At 63.2% G+C, this 16,653-nt stretch carries 16 protein-coding genes, 1 riboswitch and 1 other annotated feature; of the genes, 9 read left to right on the top strand and 7 right to left on the bottom strand.

The window, feature by feature from the left end; translation table 11 throughout:
• The first annotated feature begins 20 nt into the window (after window positions 1–20).
• A complete protein-coding gene (locus BGO80_RS12170) occupies window positions 21–929 on the top strand; it encodes a helix-turn-helix domain-containing protein (protein ID WP_286721683.1) in 909 nt (302 codons plus the stop codon).
• 73 nt (window positions 930–1,002) lie between these two features.
• On the opposite strand, the gene BGO80_RS12165 is transcribed toward BGO80_RS12170, so the two are convergent.
• From BGO80_RS12165 to BGO80_RS12145, 5 genes are read right to left on the bottom strand one after another with little or no spacing between them, the layout of a single operon-like run.
• On the bottom strand, window positions 1,003–1,779 hold the full coding sequence (locus BGO80_RS12165) for an ABC transporter ATP-binding protein (protein WP_286721682.1): 777 nt from the start codon (window positions 1,777–1,779) through the stop codon (window positions 1,003–1,005).
• On the bottom strand, window positions 1,776–2,939 hold the full coding sequence (locus BGO80_RS12160) for a FecCD family ABC transporter permease (RefSeq protein ID WP_286721681.1): 1,164 nt from the start codon (window positions 2,937–2,939) through the stop codon (window positions 1,776–1,778). Before BGO80_RS12160 ends, BGO80_RS12165 begins: the two co-directional genes overlap by 4 nt.
• Before the next feature lie 6 nt (window positions 2,940–2,945).
• Window positions 2,946–3,944, bottom strand: a complete 999-nt coding sequence (locus BGO80_RS12155) for an ABC transporter substrate-binding protein (RefSeq protein ID WP_286721680.1) — start codon at window positions 3,942–3,944, stop codon at window positions 2,946–2,948.
• On the bottom strand, window positions 3,941–4,969 hold the full coding sequence (locus BGO80_RS12150; protein ID WP_286721679.1) for an LLM class flavin-dependent oxidoreductase: 1,029 nt from the start codon (window positions 4,967–4,969) through the stop codon (window positions 3,941–3,943). Before BGO80_RS12150 ends, BGO80_RS12155 begins: the two co-directional genes overlap by 4 nt.
• Window positions 4,966–5,292 (bottom strand): hypothetical protein, encoded by a 327-nt coding sequence (locus tag BGO80_RS12145; protein ID WP_286721678.1) that lies wholly within the window; start codon window positions 5,290–5,292, stop codon window positions 4,966–4,968. The genes BGO80_RS12150 and BGO80_RS12145 overlap by 4 nt, the downstream gene beginning before the upstream one ends.
• Before the next feature lie 33 nt (window positions 5,293–5,325).
• Window positions 5,326–5,537: riboswitch (cobalamin riboswitch) on the bottom strand.
• Window positions 5,538–5,627: 90 nt separating this feature from the next.
• Window positions 5,628–5,683 (top strand) — a sequence feature (sul1 is cis-regulatory element that is thought to sense ions involved in sulfur or methionine metabolism; They are found in Alphaproteobacteria).
• Between the two features lie 66 nt (window positions 5,684–5,749).
• Between BGO80_RS12145 and BGO80_RS12140 the strand changes: the two genes are divergently transcribed.
• A complete protein-coding gene (locus tag BGO80_RS12140; protein ID WP_286721677.1) occupies window positions 5,750–7,228 on the top strand; it encodes a SulP family inorganic anion transporter in 1,479 nt (492 codons plus the stop codon).
• A gap of 24 nt (window positions 7,229–7,252) precedes the next feature.
• On the opposite strand, the gene BGO80_RS12135 is transcribed toward BGO80_RS12140, so the two are convergent.
• Window positions 7,253–7,813, bottom strand: a complete 561-nt coding sequence (locus BGO80_RS12135) for a TetR/AcrR family transcriptional regulator (protein WP_286721676.1) — start codon at window positions 7,811–7,813, stop codon at window positions 7,253–7,255.
• Between the two features lie 154 nt (window positions 7,814–7,967).
• Here BGO80_RS12135 and BGO80_RS12130 point away from each other — a divergent pair, with 154 nt between their 5' ends.
• The 6 genes from BGO80_RS12130 to ugpC all read left to right on the top strand — a co-directional run bounded on the left by BGO80_RS12130 (window position 7,968) and on the right by ugpC (window position 13,864).
• Window positions 7,968–8,843, top strand: a complete 876-nt coding sequence (locus tag BGO80_RS12130) for a metallophosphoesterase (protein WP_126148874.1) — start codon at window positions 7,968–7,970, stop codon at window positions 8,841–8,843.
• A 25-nt stretch (window positions 8,844–8,868) separates the two neighbouring features.
• Window positions 8,869–10,158 carry an ABC transporter substrate-binding protein gene (locus BGO80_RS12125; protein WP_286721675.1) on the top strand — a complete coding sequence of 430 codons (1,290 nt, stop codon included), beginning with the start codon at window positions 8,869–8,871 and terminating at the stop codon, window positions 10,156–10,158.
• 62 nt (window positions 10,159–10,220) lie between these two features.
• Entirely contained in the window at window positions 10,221–11,141 is a 921-nt protein-coding gene (locus BGO80_RS12120) for a carbohydrate ABC transporter permease (protein ID WP_286721674.1), read from the top strand.
• A gap of 22 nt (window positions 11,142–11,163) precedes the next feature.
• Window positions 11,164–12,009, top strand: a complete 846-nt coding sequence (locus BGO80_RS12115; protein WP_286721673.1) for a carbohydrate ABC transporter permease — start codon at window positions 11,164–11,166, stop codon at window positions 12,007–12,009.
• Entirely contained in the window at window positions 12,009–12,740 is a 732-nt protein-coding gene (locus tag BGO80_RS12110; RefSeq protein ID WP_286721672.1) for a tyrosine-protein phosphatase, read from the top strand. Before BGO80_RS12115 ends, BGO80_RS12110 begins: the two co-directional genes overlap by 1 nt.
• Window positions 12,740–13,864: a sn-glycerol-3-phosphate ABC transporter ATP-binding protein UgpC gene (ugpC, locus tag BGO80_RS12105; RefSeq protein ID WP_286721671.1), complete on the top strand. Its 1,125-nt coding sequence runs from the start codon at window positions 12,740–12,742 to the stop codon at window positions 13,862–13,864. The genes BGO80_RS12110 and ugpC overlap by 1 nt, the downstream gene beginning before the upstream one ends.
• A 113-nt stretch (window positions 13,865–13,977) precedes the next feature.
• On the opposite strand, the gene BGO80_RS12100 is transcribed toward ugpC, so the two are convergent.
• The gene (locus tag BGO80_RS12100) at window positions 13,978–15,705 is read right to left on the bottom strand and encodes a M28 family peptidase (protein WP_286721670.1); all 1,728 of its coding nucleotides are present in this window, start codon (window positions 15,703–15,705) and stop codon (window positions 13,978–13,980) included.
• Between the two features lie 270 nt (window positions 15,706–15,975).
• Here BGO80_RS12100 and BGO80_RS12095 point away from each other — a divergent pair, with 270 nt between their 5' ends.
• On the top strand, window positions 15,976–16,623 hold the full coding sequence (locus BGO80_RS12095; protein ID WP_164550201.1) for a GntR family transcriptional regulator: 648 nt from the start codon (window positions 15,976–15,978) through the stop codon (window positions 16,621–16,623).
• The last annotated feature ends 30 nt before the right edge of the window (window positions 16,624–16,653 follow it).

Below are 16,653 nucleotides of genomic sequence, written 5' to 3'. Positions count from 1 at the left end.
TATGTAGAAGAAGGCGCCCGATGCGTCCCTATCTTGAACATGTGCCGGTCTCGGACGACGCCTCATGGAGCCTCTTGAACCGGCGGCTCGATGACGCCATTCCGTTCCAATGGCATCACCACCCCGAATTCGAGCTGACGCTGACGCTCAATTCGGTGGGGCAGCGTTTTGTGGGCGATTCAGTGGGCAATTATGCCCATGGCGATCTGGTCCTGGTGGGACCAAACCTGCCCCATAGCTGGGCCTCGCAGGCCAAGATCGCGCAAGATGGCCCGCATGTGGCGCTGGTGTTCTGGTTTCGGCGGGAGTGGATCGAAGCCGCCATTGCGGGCTCGGTGGAATTGCAACCGGTCAAGGCGCTTATCGACCGCGCGGCTGGGGGACTGGCGTTCAGACCCGAGACAGGACTTGGCTTGCGCCAGGATTTCGAGGCCATATTCGGATTGCCGCCGGTCGAAAAGCTCCTCGGCCTCTTTTCGATCCTGGCGCGCCTGGCCGAAGCGACGGACGCCAAGCCGCTGTCGCGCACGGTGCCGCCGCAGGATAGCGGCAATCGCTCGCGCCTCGACCGCACGCTCATCTTTCTGCACCAGCACTATGTCGAGGATATCGGTCTAGAAGCTTTGGCAGAGGTCGCCGCGCTCAGCGTCTCGGGACTGCATCGGATGTTCGTGCGCCATACTGGAGGCAGCGTCATCGACTATGTGACGGGGTTGCGGATCGGGGATGCCAGCGCCCGGCTTTCATCAGGCACGGCGCCGATCGGCTTTATCGCCGAGGCGGTGGGTTACCGATCGCTGGCCAATTTCAACCGCCAGTTCAAGGCTCTGCGCGGCATGACCCCACGCCAGTATCGGGCCAAATTCCGGAACGCTGCCAGACCGGATCCCAGTAGGCTACCTCGGCCAAGCGGCAATGGCGTTGGCTGAGGCGCAGATAGGCCCTCACATTTGATTTTCGCTTCCTCGGACCGTCCGTTGAAAGGCCCTCATACTGGTCGCCTTAGGCCGGCATGATCCAGAGCGTGCCGGTGCGTGGATTGCGGGTGAGGCTGGCTTCGATGCGATAGACCCGGGCGAGATTGTCTTCGGTCAACACATCGTCCGGCAGGCCGGTGGTTACCAGCCGGCCATGATCGAGCAGGCAGAGGCGATCGCAGAACATGGCGGCGAGGTTGAGATCGTGCAGGGCGGCGATGACGGTGATGCCCAGACTTCTCACGAAACGCAGCAGGTTGATCTGGTGGTGGATATCGAGGTGATTGGTCGGCTCGTCGAGCACAAGGACAGCGGGTTGCTGCACCAGGGCGCGGGCCACCAGAGTACGCTGGCGTTCCCCGCCCGAGAGTGAGCGGAACAGGCGCTCGCGCATGGCATCAAGATCCAGCAGGGCGATGGCCGCATCGATCAGGGCGCGGTCGTCGCTGTTATCGGATTCCAGCAGCCGCTTGTGCGAGGCGCGGCCCATGGCGATGACATCCTCCACCGTCAGCGGAAAATCGGCAGGCATGTCCTGCAAGACCGCGCCGACATGGCGGGCGGTCCAGCGGGCATTGCGGGCCCAGACATCCTCGCCATTGACCAGCACCCGGCCGCTGCTGGGGCGGTTGGTGCGGTAGATGGTGCGCAACAGGCTCGACTTGCCGGCACCATTGGGGCCGAGAAGGCCGATCATCTCGCCGGGGGCGACATTGAGCGAGATGTCTTCGATCAGGGGCTTGCCGTCGATGGCATAGCTGACGCGCTCGAGCGTCAGGGCGCCGGGCTGGATATGGCTCATGAGGAACGGCCCTGCCCCTTTGCATCGCGGCGCAACAGCCAGATGAAGAACGGACCGCCGACCAAAGCGGTGATGATGCCCACCGGCAATTCCAGCGGCGAAATTACTGCCCGCGCCACCAGATCAGCGGCGATGGTGAAGCTGGCGCCGATCAGCGCCACGGCGGGCAGTGCACGGCGATGGTCGGCGCCGACCAGGAAGCGCACGATATGGGGCACGATGAGCCCGACAAAGCCGATGACGCCGGAGACGGCAACCATGACGCCTGTCAGCGCGGCGGTGAGGATGAACATGGACTGGCGGAAACGGTTGACGTCCAGCCCAAGCGCGGTGGCGCTTTCGTCGCCGGCCATGAGGAGGTTGAGCCGACGCGCCTGCACCAGCATGACACCGAGGCCGATGATCATGGTGATGACCGGAAGCGGCAGGAGTTTCCACTGTGCCGAGGCAAAGCCGCCCAGTGTCCAGAACAGCACCCGCGCTGCCAACTGCGGATCCGGTGAGGTCAGGACCAGAAGGCTGGTCAGGGCGCTGAGCACCGCGCTCATGGCGATGCCGGCAAGGACGAGGCGGGTGGGCGTGATCTGGCCGCCGGCCCGCGCTACCCAGAATACAACCATCAGCGTCACCAAAGCGCCGGCAAAGGCGGAGAGGTAGAGCGTATAGGCGCCGAGGCCGATAAGGCCCCAGCGCATGACCACCACCGCCCCGGTCGCGGCGCCATTGGACACGCCGAGAATGCTGGGGCCGGCCAAAGGATTGCGGACGATGGCCTGGATGGTCATGCCGGTGGCCGCCAGCGTCGCCCCGACAGCGCCGGCCAGGATAACGCGCGGGAGCCTCGTATCAATGATGATGGTTTCATAGACGCCGCGCCAGGTGACCGGCACGATTTCGTGGCCGACCAGAGCATTGAGGAGAATGCCTAGCGTGTCGGTGACCGGCACCGATACCGAGCCGAAGACCAGCCCGAGAATGGCCAGCGTCACCAGCACCAGGCCCGCCACCGCCATGGCCAGCGGATAGGGCAGGAGCGGCGCGCGTGTCTGGGTTGCAGACGCGGTCGCTCCCTGCAGCTCGGCAGGAGATTTGGATCGCAGCACGGCGAGAAGCCGTGCCTGCTCGGCACCCCTGGCGATATCGGGCCGGTGCTGATTCATGCCGGACTATTCCGCGAAGGCTTCGGGATGGAAGGCCTTGGCCATGCGTTCCACCGCATCGAGCGTGCTGGGACCGGGCTGGCCCTGGACGGAATTGACCAGGATGAAGCGCTCGTTGACGATGGCCGGGACCTCGGCAATGGTCGGGATGGATTTCAGCATGTCGATGCGGGCCTGACCCAGTTCGGTGTCGGGATCGGCGACGACCTGACCGCTGGCCGTGCCCGAATAGAATACCACGATATAGTCAGGCGCGCTCTCGGCGACCTGCTCCCAGCTCACCTGCCCATAACGATTGGGAATGTCGGCGAAAATGTTCTCGCCGCCCGCCGCGGCAACCGCCTGCGACAGCAGGGTGTGGCCGAGAACGCCATTGGGAGGGGCATCGCCGCCATTATAGATGAAGACCTTGATCGGCTCGGCACCATCGAGCTTGGCGGCAACCGCATCGAGCCGGGCCTGGAGGGTCGCGACCAACTCTTCGCCACGTTCGGCGACACCGAAAATGTGGGCGACGGAACGGATCTCATCGAACAGCTGGGCAAAACCGAAGGGCCCGAGATTGCAGCCTTCGACATTGAGGCGGGTATTCATGCCCAGATCGTGCAGCTGGTCGCGGGTGTGGCGGGATTCGCTGAAGCCATCGGGATAGCCGGCATAGACGAAGTCGGCTTCGGCCGCGAGCAGCTCTTCGGTGGTGGCCACGAGCGGGGAAATGATCGGGATTTGCTTATAGACCGCCTCATAGGCCGGGCTGATCTTGAGGTTGGCCATATAGGACGTGCCGGCCATGTGATCTTCGAGGCCTAGCGCCAGCATCAGCTCGGTGGCGTTGTTGGAGAGCGTTACCGCCCGTTCCGGCGCCGCTTCATAGGTGGTGACGACGCCGCAATTGTCGTCGGCATAGGGGAAGGCATCGGCCGCCATGGCGGGCACGGCGAGGGCAAAGACGCCAAGCGCCAGCGCTGTGCGCAGGTTGAAGCGGGACGAGAAATGGAAGGTCACCGGGAAATCTCCGTCTTGGGTGAAAGGGCAGGAAGAGCGTGGAGCGCGGGCAGCGCCGCGCGTCCGAACAGGGTTGCCATGGCGTCGGCCTCGGGCTCGGGCACTTCGCCATTGCCGTTGAAGATGAGGCGGATGCTGTCGATGCCGGTGCGGTCACGCAGGGCCAGCAGCTGCGCGGCACACTCATCGGCATCGCCTGCTATCATCTGCTCGGCGAGGAAGAGGTCGCGATCCACCGGCCTGACAGCGTCGAGGGGGCGATTGTTGAGCCGCGCATAGCGCAGGCGGCGCTCGTAAAGCCGGGGCAGCAAGGCGTCGACCAAGGCCAAAGCCGCGGCTGGGGTGGGGGCAATGGTGAGATAGCGGGAAATGGAGAAATCCGCCGGGTAGAGGCCGGTGGCACTGCCCGAAACGGTGTCGTGCACCTGCAATTGCCGGAGCTCGGAGGGTTCGAGACTGAGCAGCAGCGGCAAGCCATGGCGGTGGGCGAAGCCGACCGTATCGGGGCTGGAGCCCGCCACATAGACGGGGATGTCATCGCCCTCGGGCAGCAGCGGGCCGACCGCAAAGCTGGAGGTCGGCCAGACGCTGTCGGCGGGGACCAGGGTGGGCTGATGCCAGGCGGAGCGGATGAGATCGAAGGCCTCGAAGAAGCGGCTGCCGGTTTCTGCCGGGTCGATGCCCAGGGCCGCGAGCGTGGTGGGAAAGGTGCCACGGCCGATGCCGAAATCGAAACGGCCACCGCTCTGGCCGTGCAATTGCGCCACCTGCTCGGCAAGCAATAGCGGATGATAGAGCGGCAGCACCATGATGGAGGTGCCGACGCGAATGCGTCTTGTCGCTCCCAGGATGGAGGCGGCAAGCAGCAGCGTCGACGGATAGGGATCGGGCGGCTGCTGGAAATGGAATTCGTTGAACCAAAGGCCGTCAAAACCGAGGCCATCCATACGGGCGCAGAAGTCGAGCACCTGGCGATGGTCGAGCCGCTTGGAGCCGCGGGTAAATCCGGCAATATCGACCCTCATCGCGCCGTCCCCTCCCTGGGCGCATGACGGCAGCCAGCAGCAACCGGCCGGCAAGCCGGCACGGTCCGCAGACCGGTCATGAACGCAATTCTCCTCCCCCGCGCTTTTGTGATGGCGGGTTCATTGTGGCGATGGTTCCACAGGCGCAGCAGCAAAACCTGCACAAAACTGCAGTATTTTTGACAGGGGCGAAATACGGGCGAGCAAGGCGCGACGCAGCCGGCCTCCGGCGCGGTTGGCACGCGGAAATTGCGAAACAGCCGCAAAGGCGGCAAGACAAGCGCGAGCGCTTTACGGCGCGCACCAGAATGTGGCGTGTTCATGCCCTGCCCCTTGCCGGAACACCTCGTCCGACTTCATGGTCTGTTGCCTGGGCAGGTCTCCTGGCTCACGGCTGATCATGCGCTGCGTCGTCTTCCCGGACCCGATCGATCCAGTGACATGGTGACGAAGCGCTCGCCGCTTACAGTTGCGAGGGCAGCCACGGCGTTGGCCCCTGATGGGTAGTCCGCACCGTGTTCCCTTTTAATCCGCGCGTCATGGCGGAACCAAAGCGGGCAATCCATCGCATGAGCGCGCCAACGATGCAAGCGGATGGGAAGCGGCAGTGGAGCCGCGCTTGCTTTTCCGGGTCATTTGGGCGAGAGAGAAGACAGTCCTCGGACCCGGTGCAATTCCGGGTGGCTCTTCTGGCCGCCGATCCGCCAGACAATCCAGCATGCTATTTCCTAGCACACAACGCGCTCTCGCTTTCTGCGACTTCAGCCGTCTGGACCTTTCATGACCTTTGCACAATCCTTCCGCCGCGATTGGCTTTCCAATATTCGGGGCGATATCCTCTCGGGACTGGTGGTCGCCCTCGCGCTCATCCCCGAAGCCATCGGTTTTTCCATCATTGCCGGCGTCGATCCCAAGGTAGGGCTCTATGCCTCGGTGATCATAGCCATCACCATATCTTTTGCCGGCGGGCGTCCGGCCATGATCTCAGCCGCCACTGCCGCCACGGCCGTACTGTTCGGTACGCTGGTGCGCGAGCATGGCCTCGACTACCTCCTTGCGGCCAGCATATTGGCCGGGCTGATCCAGATCGTGGCTGGCTGGCTGCGCGTTGGCGCAGTCATGCGCTTCGTGTCGCGCTCGGTGATGACCGGCTTCGTCAATGCGCTGGCCATCCTCATCTTCATGGCGCAACTGCCCGAGCTGATCGGGGTGTCCTGGCAGACCTATGCGATGATCGCAGGGGGCCTGGCCATCATCTATCTGTTCCCCCGCCTTACCCGGGTGGTCCCGTCGCCGCTCGTCTGCATCCTGGTGCTGACGGCACTGGCATTGATGTTCAATATCGACACGCGCAATGTCGCCGACCTGGGCGCCCTGCCCAATGCGCTGCCGACGCTGCTGCTGCCCAATGTGCCGCTCAATTTGGAGACCCTGATGATCATCCTGCCCACTTCGGTAGCCGTTGCGGCGGTTGGTCTGCTCGAGAGCCTGCTCACGGCCTCCATTGTTGATCAGATGACCGATTCCAGCAGCAACAAGAACCGGGAAAGCGTCGGTCAGGGCATCGCCAATATCGCCTCGGGCCTGTTTGGCGGCATGGCCGGTTGCGCCATGATCGGCCAGTCGGTGATCAATGTGAAATCGGGTGGGCGCACCCGCCTTTCTACCTTTGCCGCAGGCGCGATTCTGCTGTTCCTGCTGCTGGTGCTTGGAGACTGGGTGGGGATGATCCCCATGCCGGCGCTGGTCGCCATCATGATCATGGTGTCGGTGGGAACCTTCAGTTGGTCCTCACTGCGCGATCTGGCGCATCACCCGCGCCGTTCGAGCATCGTCATGCTGGCAACGGTGATCACGGTGGTCGGTACACACAACCTGGCGCTGGGCGTCGGAGTTGGCGTGTTGCTGTCCGGCATCTTCTTTGCCTGGAAGGTGGCGCAGATCTTTCGCGTCACCACAACGCTCAGCGACGGCGTGCGGAGCTATCGCGTCGAGGGCCAGCTGTTCTTCGCCAGCGCCGAGGATTTCCTTGCCGCTCTCGACTTTACCGAACCGGTGGGGACAGTGCGCATCGACCTGACCGAAGCCCATCTGTGGGACCTTACCGGAGTGCAGGCCATCGACATGGCGGTGCTGAAATTCCGTCGGGCCGGAGCGGCAGTGGAGGTCATCGGGCTCAATGAGGCCAGCGCCACTATCATGGACAAGCTGGCCGAGCATGATCGGCCCGGCGCCATGGAACGCATGTTGGGCCATTGAGGCGGCGCAAGCAGGCCGACCAGCCTAGGCTTGGATAGCGTCCCAGCACATGTGGGCCACCAGCTGCCGGTCGGCTGCCGAGAGCGCCTTGCCGGTTTGGCGCAGGCGCTTGAGGGCGTTGCGGATGGAACCGCGCACAAAACTCATGATCAGGGTGGGCGTACCCGACCGAACGACGCCCACCGCCTGGGCAGCGACAAGCATGTCGATGCCGTCCTGCACCAGGGGACCGAAGACCGACTTGGCGTCTTCCATTGAGATCAGAGGGTTGTTGTCGAGATAGTCGAACAGCCGCGCCCGCTCGGTGTCTTCCCAGATGAACTGCATGTAGCGCTCGATATAAAGGCGGACCCTGGCATCTTCCGCTAGCCCCGGCATGTCCGTCAAACTGAGGGCCGCGGCCATTTCAGCGCTGACCTTGTTGTAGACGCCCAGCACCAGGTCTTCCTTGCTGCGGAAGTAGTTATAAAGCGAGCCAGTGGCGACACCGGCTTCCTCGGCGATCGCCGCCATCGAGCATTGCAGGCCATTGCGGACGATCAGTCTGGCGGCAGCGTCGAGAATGCGCTGCGCCTTGTCAGGCATTACATCCATTTTCTGAATGAACCTTCATTCACTTGTCATGAGGCGACGGTAACTCTGTCACCGCCGCTCCGCAAGCCCCCAACGAAAATAACGGCAAAACAAATAGTTACGGCGCATCCACGCTGCTTTTGACGCCATCGACAGGAGAAAGCCCTTGTCCGCACCGACCACTTTCGTTCACCTCACCGACCTGCATGTGGGCAATCCTGCAGTGCAGGACGACCATCTGCATTCCGACACCACGGCAACGCTGCGGGCCATCCTGGCCGATGTGAAAAAACTCTCGCCGCAGCCCGATTTCATTGTGGCCTCTGGCGATCTGACCAATCGCGGTGATGCCGGTTCCTACGAACACCTCAAGGACCTGATCGCCGAAGCCGGCCTCGACATGCCCATCCTGTTTGCCCTCGGCAATCACGACCGCCGCGATGGCTTCTATCCGGCCATGCTGGGACGCACCTCGGAGCTCGATCAGCCCTACGATCATTCGGCCGTCATCGGCGGGCTGCATGTGATCGTGCTGGATACCAGCGTGCCCAACAAGATCGGTGGCGCCTTTGAACCGGGGCAGCTCGACTGGCTGCTGTCTGAGCTCGGAAGCCATGCCGACCTGCCCAAGCTGCTGGTCATGCACCACGCCCCGGCGCTTGACACGCATGACCCCTCGATGGAGTGGGAATCGCTCTCCTATGCCGACACCGAGGCGCTGCGCCAGGCCGTTACCGGCAAGAGCGTCATCGGCATTCTTTCAGGCCATATCCACTATGACCGCGTCGCCAATTGGTATGGCATCCCGACCGTGGTGGGCATCGGCCAGCACGCTGCAACGGACGTCTTGTGGCTGCATGAAGGGCTGCGCATGCTCGAGGGCGCCGCCTTCGCCATCGGCAAGGTACGCCCCTCCGGCCTCTCCATCACCTTCGCACCGCAGCCGGCCACGCGCCGCGAGATCGGCGGCTTCCGCTTCGCCGACATGGCCGAGATCCTGAAGAAATACGAAGCCGACACCACCGTCGCAGCCGCCGAATAACCCCGGCGAAAGAGAAAGTCCCATCATGTTTCGCACCACGCTCCTGGCCAGCCTGCTGGCCCTTTCCACCGCCCTGCCGGTGCCGGCTCAGACCATGGCGCCCAGCATCGACCAGCCGGTAACCATCACCTTCTACAATTACAACCTGGCCTCGGCCGGCATCGGCGCGGACGCCACACAGAAGCTCATCAACGAGTTCATGGCGGCCAATCCCAATGTCACGGTCACCGGCATAGGCTATTCCAGCGCCGATTCCAGTCGCATTCAGGCCGACCTCGCCGCCGGCCAGCCGGTGGACCTGGTGCAGACGGTGTTTTCGGACCTCGACTTCTCGGTGCACAATTTCGGCGCCAAGGCGCTGGAGGACATTGCCCCGGCCGACGAAATCAGCGCGCATCTGGCCGGCATGCATCCCAATGGCACCAAGCTGGGCGTGCTGGACGGCAAGACCTATGGACTGGCCTATACCTTCTCGACCCCGGTGCTGTTTTACAATGCCGACCTGTTCCGTGATGCCGGGCTCGACCCCGATGCACCGCCGGCCACCTGGGAAGAACTCAAGGCCGACGCCCTCGCCATCGAAGACAAGACCGACGCCGAAGGCTTCTCTGCCGGGATCACCGGCCCGAGCGCAGCCGACTGGCTGTTCCAGGGCGTGGTGCGCTCCAACAATGGCGAAGTGATCTCGCGCGATCGCAAGACGCTCAAATTCGCCGAGCCGGAAGCGGTCGAGGCCGTGCAGATGCTGCGCGACCTCAACGATGCCGGCGTCTACGAAATCTACGAGGGGCTTGGCGCCGTCGACGCCATGGCGTCGGGCAAACTGGCGATGTATCTGCAGACCAGCGCCTTGCAGGCTGGTCTGGTGAAAGGGGCGGAAGGCAATTTCGAACTGCGCTCGGCCGCCATGCCGCGCTTCGGCGACAAGCCGACCCGCCCCAACAATTCGGGCTCGGCCCTGACCATCCACACCACCGACCCGCTCAAGCAGCGCGCCGCCTGGGAGTTGATGAAGTTCCTGACCTCCGAGCATGGCTATACCGTCATCACCTCGGAAATCGGCTACCTGCCGCTGCGCCCTGCCATCGTCACCGATCCCGCCTATCTCGCCGGCTGGATCGCCGAGCACCCGCTGGTGGCTCCCAATCTCGAGCAGCTTGACCGGCTCGAGCCCTGGGACCCGATGCCGGGCCCGAATTACCGCCAGATCGTCAAAACCATGATGGACGCCGTCGACATGGCAGTGTTCGGCGGGGCCGATGTGCAGGCGACGCTCGCCGATGCGCAGGCCAATGCCCAGGCGTTGATGCCCTAAATTTTCCGGCCCGCCATCACTGCGATGGCGGGCCCCTTTCGGTTTCCCAAGCGGAGCGTGCCATGGCCCTGGCCTCACAATCCCCGACCCGCCTCAGACGGATGACCCAGTCGCACTGGGCGCCCTGGCTCTATCTCGCCCCAGCTCTCCTGACACTCGTGGTCTGGATCTATTGGCCGCTGGTGGATGCCCTGCGCCTCAGCTTTTATCAGTGGAACATGCTGCCCACCTCGCCGCAGACCTTTGTCGGCTGGGAGAACTATGTGCGTATTTTCGCATTGCCGAAATTCTGGCAGGCGCTGCGCAATACCGGCATCTATATCCTGGGCCTATTGCCGCTGGCCGTCCTCGCCCCCCTGGCCATCGCCATCTATACCCATGACCTGCCGCAGCGGTCGCGCAATATCTATCGTGCTATCATCTTCGTGCCGATGATCATCGCGCCGGTTGTCGCCGCCGCGGTGTGGCGCTGGCTGCTCGACCCCGGCTATGGCCTGCTCAACCAGATGCTCAAGGGACTGGGCCTCAACCCGGTCAAATTCCTCTCCGACCCCAATATCGCGATCTGGACGGTGATCCTGATCACCGGGTGGAAACTGATGGGCTTCTCGACGCTGATCCTGTCGGCCGCCAATGCCAATATCAATCCCTCGCTGATCGAGGCCGCCCGCATGGATGGCGCCAGCAAGTGGGCAATCATCCGCGACATTCGCCTGCCGCTTTTGAGCTCGACCGTGCTGTTCCTGGTGGTGATGACCATCCTGCTCGGGGCGCAGTGGAGCTTTACCTATATCAATGTCCTGACCGGCGGCGGTCCGCTGGGATCGACCACCAATATCTATTATCTGCTCTGGGATTTCGGCTTTTCCACCATGTCGGTGGGCTGGAGCTCGGCGTCGGCGATCATCCTCTTCATCGGCTTCGGCGCAGTGGCCTTCGTGCTCTTCCGCCTGATCGACAGGTATTCCTTCCATGACAACTGAAGTGCTTCGCCCGGGAAGCAGCATGGCGCCGGCGCGCCCGCTGCGTCGTATCTCGGAGAAATCCGGCCTCGACACGGCGGCGGGGCATCTGTTGATGGTGCTGCTGTCCATCTTCTGCCTGTTTCCGGTGTACTGGATGCTGGCCAGCTCGTTGCGGCCGGCCAACGCCATGTTCGAGACCAGCCTGTGGCCGACGACCATGTCGCTGGACAACTATACACACGCAATCGACGCTATCCCGATTGCCCGCATGCTGATCAACACGCTGGTCTTCTCGGCGCTATCGACGATTTTCCAGCTGCTCACCGGCATTCTCGCCGCCTTCGCCTTTGCGCGCTGGTCCTTCCGCTTTTCCCGGCTGGTCTATACGGCGGTGGCGCTGACCTGGCTGGTGCCCTTTCAGGTGGTGATGATCCCCAATTACCTGCTGGTCGCCCAGATGGGGCTGCTGGACAGCGTCATGGCGCTGATCCTGCCCAATCTGACCTCGGCGCTCGCCATCCTGCTGCTGGCGCAGGCCATGCGCGGCTTTCCCAAGGAGGTGGTCGAGGCCGCCCGCATGGATGGGGCGCGCAATTGGCGCATTCTCTGGGAGGTGATGGCGCCCAATCTGCGCGGGACCATCGCCTCGCTCGCCATCCTCATCTTCATCTCGACCTGGAACGAATATTTCTGGCCGCTGCTGCTCAGTCGCACGGCGGAAAACTCGGTGATCCAGATCGGCATCCAGATGTTCATGACCGCCGAAGGCAATCAATGGGGTCCGCTGATGGCGGCCTCGACCCTGGCCAGCCTGCCAGTCCTGCTCATCTACATCGTCCTGCAGCGCCAGGTCGTCCAATCCTTCATGAAATCCGGTATCCGCTAATGCACACTACACGCCACCTGCCCGTTCCCGGCACCCACAATATCCGCGATCTCGGCGGCTATGCCACCGCTGTCGGCACAACGCGCTTTCGCCGCCTGTTGCGCGCCGACGCACTGCACCGGCTCGACGCGAGCGGCATCGAGAGCCTCCTCGCCTCCGGAGTGACGACCGTCATTGACCTGCGCCATGACGATGAGTTGGCGCACCAGCCTAATCCCTTCGCTGGTCATGAGCATGTCGGCTATCACAATGTCTCGCTGTTCGACGGCCTGGCTCCCGATCTGATGGCCGATGGCGATGTGCTGCTCGAGCTGTATATCCTGGCGCTGCAATCGCGGCAGGACAGCATCGCTGCGGTCCTGACCCACATCGCCGATGCGCCCGGCGGCGCCGTCTTGTTCCACTGCACGGCCGGCAAGGACCGCACCGGGATCATCGCGGCACTGCTGTTGAGCCTGGTCGGGGTCGAAGCCCAGGATATCGTCGCCGATTATGCCCAAACTGCTGCCCTGATCGCCCCCATCGTCGCCGATATCACCGCCGGCGCAGTGGCCCGCGGCGCCGATCCCGAGCGGTTCAAGCGCCTCCTCGCCTCAGACCCCGAGACGATGGTCGCGACCCTGGCCTTCATCGAGACCGAATTTGGCTCTGTGCCCGCTTATCTCGAACAGATCGGGTTGGGCGAGGATACCATCACCCAGCTGCGCCATCGCCTCCTGGGAGATTTTTGATGGCCGATCTCGTCCTTTCCAATGTCAGGAAATCCTATGATGGCAAGGCGGTGCTACACGGCGTCGATCTCGCCATTCCCGACGGGCATTTCGTTGTCATCGTCGGGCCATCGGGCTGCGGCAAGTCGACTCTTCTGCGCATGATCGCCGGGCTTGAGGACATCACCGCGGGCAGCATCGCCATCGGCGGCACGGTCATGAACGATATCGAGCCGGCCGATCGCGGTTGTGCCATGGTGTTCCAGAACTATGCGCTCTACCCGCATATGAGCGTGCGCCAGAACATCGCCTATCCGCTGCGGCTGGCAGGCCTGCCGGTTGCCGAGCGCAATGCGCGGGTCGAGCACGCAGCCAAGATCCTCAATCTCACCGATTATCTGGACCGCCGCCCGGCGCAGCTTTCGGGTGGCCAGCGCCAGCGCGTCGCCATGGGCAGGGCCATTGTGCGAGAGCCGGAGGTGTTCCTGTTCGACGAACCGCTCTCCAATCTCGACGCCCTGCTGCGGGTGCAGATGCGCATCGAGATCAAGCGGCTGCACAAGCGTCTCAAGGCGACCTCGATCTTCGTCACCCATGACCAGGTGGAAGCCATGACACTGGCCGACACGCTGATCGTAATGAATGGCGGCAGGGTCGAACAGATCGGCTCGCCCAGCGAGATCTATGGCCGCCCCGCCTCGGCCTTTGTGGCAGGGTTCATGGGTGCGCCGGCAATGAACCTCCTGCCGGCGACGGTGGGGACAGGTGGAGAGATCCTGCTCGATATCGCCGCCGATAGAGTAGCGCTCTGCCGCACGGCGCTGGCAGAAGGCACATTGGTGACCGTCGGCATACGCCCCGAAAACCTCGTGCTCAACAGCACGCCAGGCCTGGGCCTGCCGGCAACCGTGGAACTGGTGGAAGAATTGGGCGGTTCGCGCGTGGCCTATTGCAGCCTTCTCGGCCACGAAGTGTCGATCGTCCTGCCTGCGGGCGACGAGCCGCTGGACGGACGCACCGTTTGGCTAACCCTGCCGGTTCCGTCCCTGCATCTCTTCGACCGCATGTCCGGAGCCCGGATCGAGACCGAACGCGCGCCGCTTGCAGGGGTGAACACAACCAGGAGCGCCAGCGTGCCCGCCTAGCACGGCAGCGAATTTCTCAGCCCGCGCAAGCCGGCCCTTCCGACGCCGATGGCGCGCGGAATAGCCGACCAATGCTCATGCCGTTTGTCAGTCGGGGCCATCGGCAGATTGGTTCAATGCGCCGCGACCAGGCCTGCGGCCTGGCGCAATGCTGATGCCGTGCGGTTGGCACCGCGTTGGAGTTGGATGCGGGCGAAACCGAGGGTTTCGGGGCCGTGGCTCCCGAGGTCGCCGGCAACGGACAATGCGGGAAGACCCGGCACAGGCAATGCGGGATCATGGGTGAAGCGCGGACCGCGGGTGTAGTTGAGCGGCACGAGAATGCGGGCGAGTTGCTGGATGACTGTATTGGCGCCGACTTCAGTGACGGCGCCAGCAGCGATGGCGGCGTAGAAGGCATCGAGAGCTGCAGTGAGGCGCGTGAGTTCGGCTTCGACAGAATCGAGCAGATGCGCATCGTCACCGGCGGCCTTTTGATACTTGGCCAGGGTGGCGGCGAACTCGGCAGCCGTCGCGCGCCAGTCGAAGGGCAGGATCGGCGCATTGGCCACTGCCATGATGCCGGCGAGATAGACCTTGATGTCGCGAAGGAGAATGTCGCGGTCGGCAATCTCCATCAGGTCGTTTTCGGTGTGCCAGGCGATGTTCCCGCCGCAGCCACCGACGGTGTAGTAGTTCATTTCCTTGCGCTTCTCGACCGTCATGGTCGAGGACAACATGAAGAAGCTGGAAATGCCGATATTGTTGAACGAATAGTCGCCGGCGCGCAGCGGACGCTCGCCATGGAACGGCAGGTCGGCGACATCGCGGATGATGTCGGTACACAGCACATTGGCCTCGCTCATCACCGCGACATTTTCATAGACATCGGCCCAGCGGCAGCCGGGGCTGTCGCAATTGACCTGGGCCACGCAATTTTCGTCGAGATCGAGGGCGAAGGCGTCGGCGTACCAGGCGGAGCCGGCATAGCGGCCGGTGGAATGGCCCGGCCACCAGGCGATGCGCACGGAGCGTCGGAGGTCGGCCCGATTGTGCCAGAGCACACGGGCGATTTCGAGCATGGCGGCATCGCCTGTTGCATTATCGCCGACCCCAACATCCCAGCTGTCATAGTGTCCGGCGAGCAGCACGAATTTTTCCGGTTCGAAGGCACCGGGGATATTGACCACCGGCACGAGCGACTTGAACCAGCCCTCCTCAAGCCGGGTGCTGATGGTGACGCTGCCGCCGGTTTTTGCCAGCGCGATCAACTCCTGCCCATCCGGATGATTGACCACGGCGACGGGGATCACCGGCTTGCGCGGCAGACCATCGAGATCGGGATTGCCCCAAATGGACGAGCAGATGCCCCAATGGCGGTCGATACCAGGATTGACGGCGATGACGCCGATGGCGCCCTTTTCCTGGAACTCCAGCACCTTGTTGGGCGAGGCAAAGCCGTCGGTCAAAACGATCTTGCCGCGAATGCGGTCTTCTGCCGCGGCAGCCTCGTCGCGGTTCTTCTCGTAGAAGCTGCCGACGCTGGCCGCCAGGGCACCAGGCACGTGATGCAGGACACCCGACATGCCCTCGGGGCAACTCAGCGAATAGGCCGGCGGCTTGGACGCATAGAGCTTGCCATTGGCCTCTATGGAGGCCTCATAGGGGATTGAGAGGTAAAGCTGAGCCTCCAAAAGCTCGACCGGCACGCCAAGCGCCTCAAGGCGCCCCGCGATGTCATGGGCTGAGGCTTCGACATCTTCCGGCTTCCAACGGGGCATGGTGGAGAAGGCTTCCACCAATGGCCAGGCGGCGTCGACGTTGACCTGGGCGATGGCGTTTTTAATGGCGACGTCGAGCATGCTGATCCCTCACTCCATAATGTCGAGCTCCACGATGCCTCAGAATAAATTGTACGACAATCCAGATTGTACGACAATTTTCTGCTAGGCTTTGCGGAAGCGCCTCGCTACAGTCGCCGGCGAAGCGCCGTGACACCGATTTGACCGCGGCGGCCAAATGCTGGATGACCGACCCATCTCGCTTGGGGACGACGGATACTGATGAGCGACTTGCGCCAGATCTTTCAGGGCTATCTATCTCAAATGGAAAATGCATCGACTGATGAGACGATGCAGCGACAACTTGTGCGCGACAAAGTCTTCGACGCGGTGCGCACAGCGATCATGGAAGGGCTCATCGCGCCGGACACGCGCCTCACCGAGCGCGAACTCTGCGAAGCATTTGACATCAGCCGCACCGTGGTGCGCGAGGTGGTGCGGCGCCTGGAGGCGGAAAAACTGGTCAGCGTTGTGCCGCATAGCGGCCTGCGCGTCGCGCGGCTGACCCGTAAGCATGTCCACGAGATCTACGAGATCCGTACCGAGCTCGAAGCCATCACCGTACGCAGCTTCCTCGCCTGCGCGACGGACGAACACATCGCCGAGGCCCAGGAATTCGCACGCAAGATGCTCGAAGCCGGCGCCAAGGGCGACAAGGTCGGCATGGCCGAGACCATGTCGAAGTTCCTGCGCTTCATGACCGATGTGGCGGATAACCAGATCGCGGCGGAAATGCTCGACCAGCTGCGTTCACGGGTAAACATGCTGCGCATCTACGCCATGGCCGAGCCGGGACAGCTCGAAACGGGTATGGAGGGCGTGCGCGCCATCATTGCCGGCATTACTGCGCGCGATATCGCTGCGGCGGAGCGGGCGACACGCATCTATGTCCGCCGATCGGCCGAGGCGGTCCTTCGTCATATGGACCGGGACGGCTGATCCACAGCGCCCTGGCAAACACTATTTCTT

This window comes from Devosia sp. 63-57, from assembly GCF_001899045.1.
In the GTDB taxonomy this organism is placed as follows: domain Bacteria; phylum Pseudomonadota; class Alphaproteobacteria; order Rhizobiales; family Devosiaceae; genus Devosia; species Devosia equisanguinis.
This window is presented reverse-complemented; position numbering and strand designations above follow the sequence as displayed.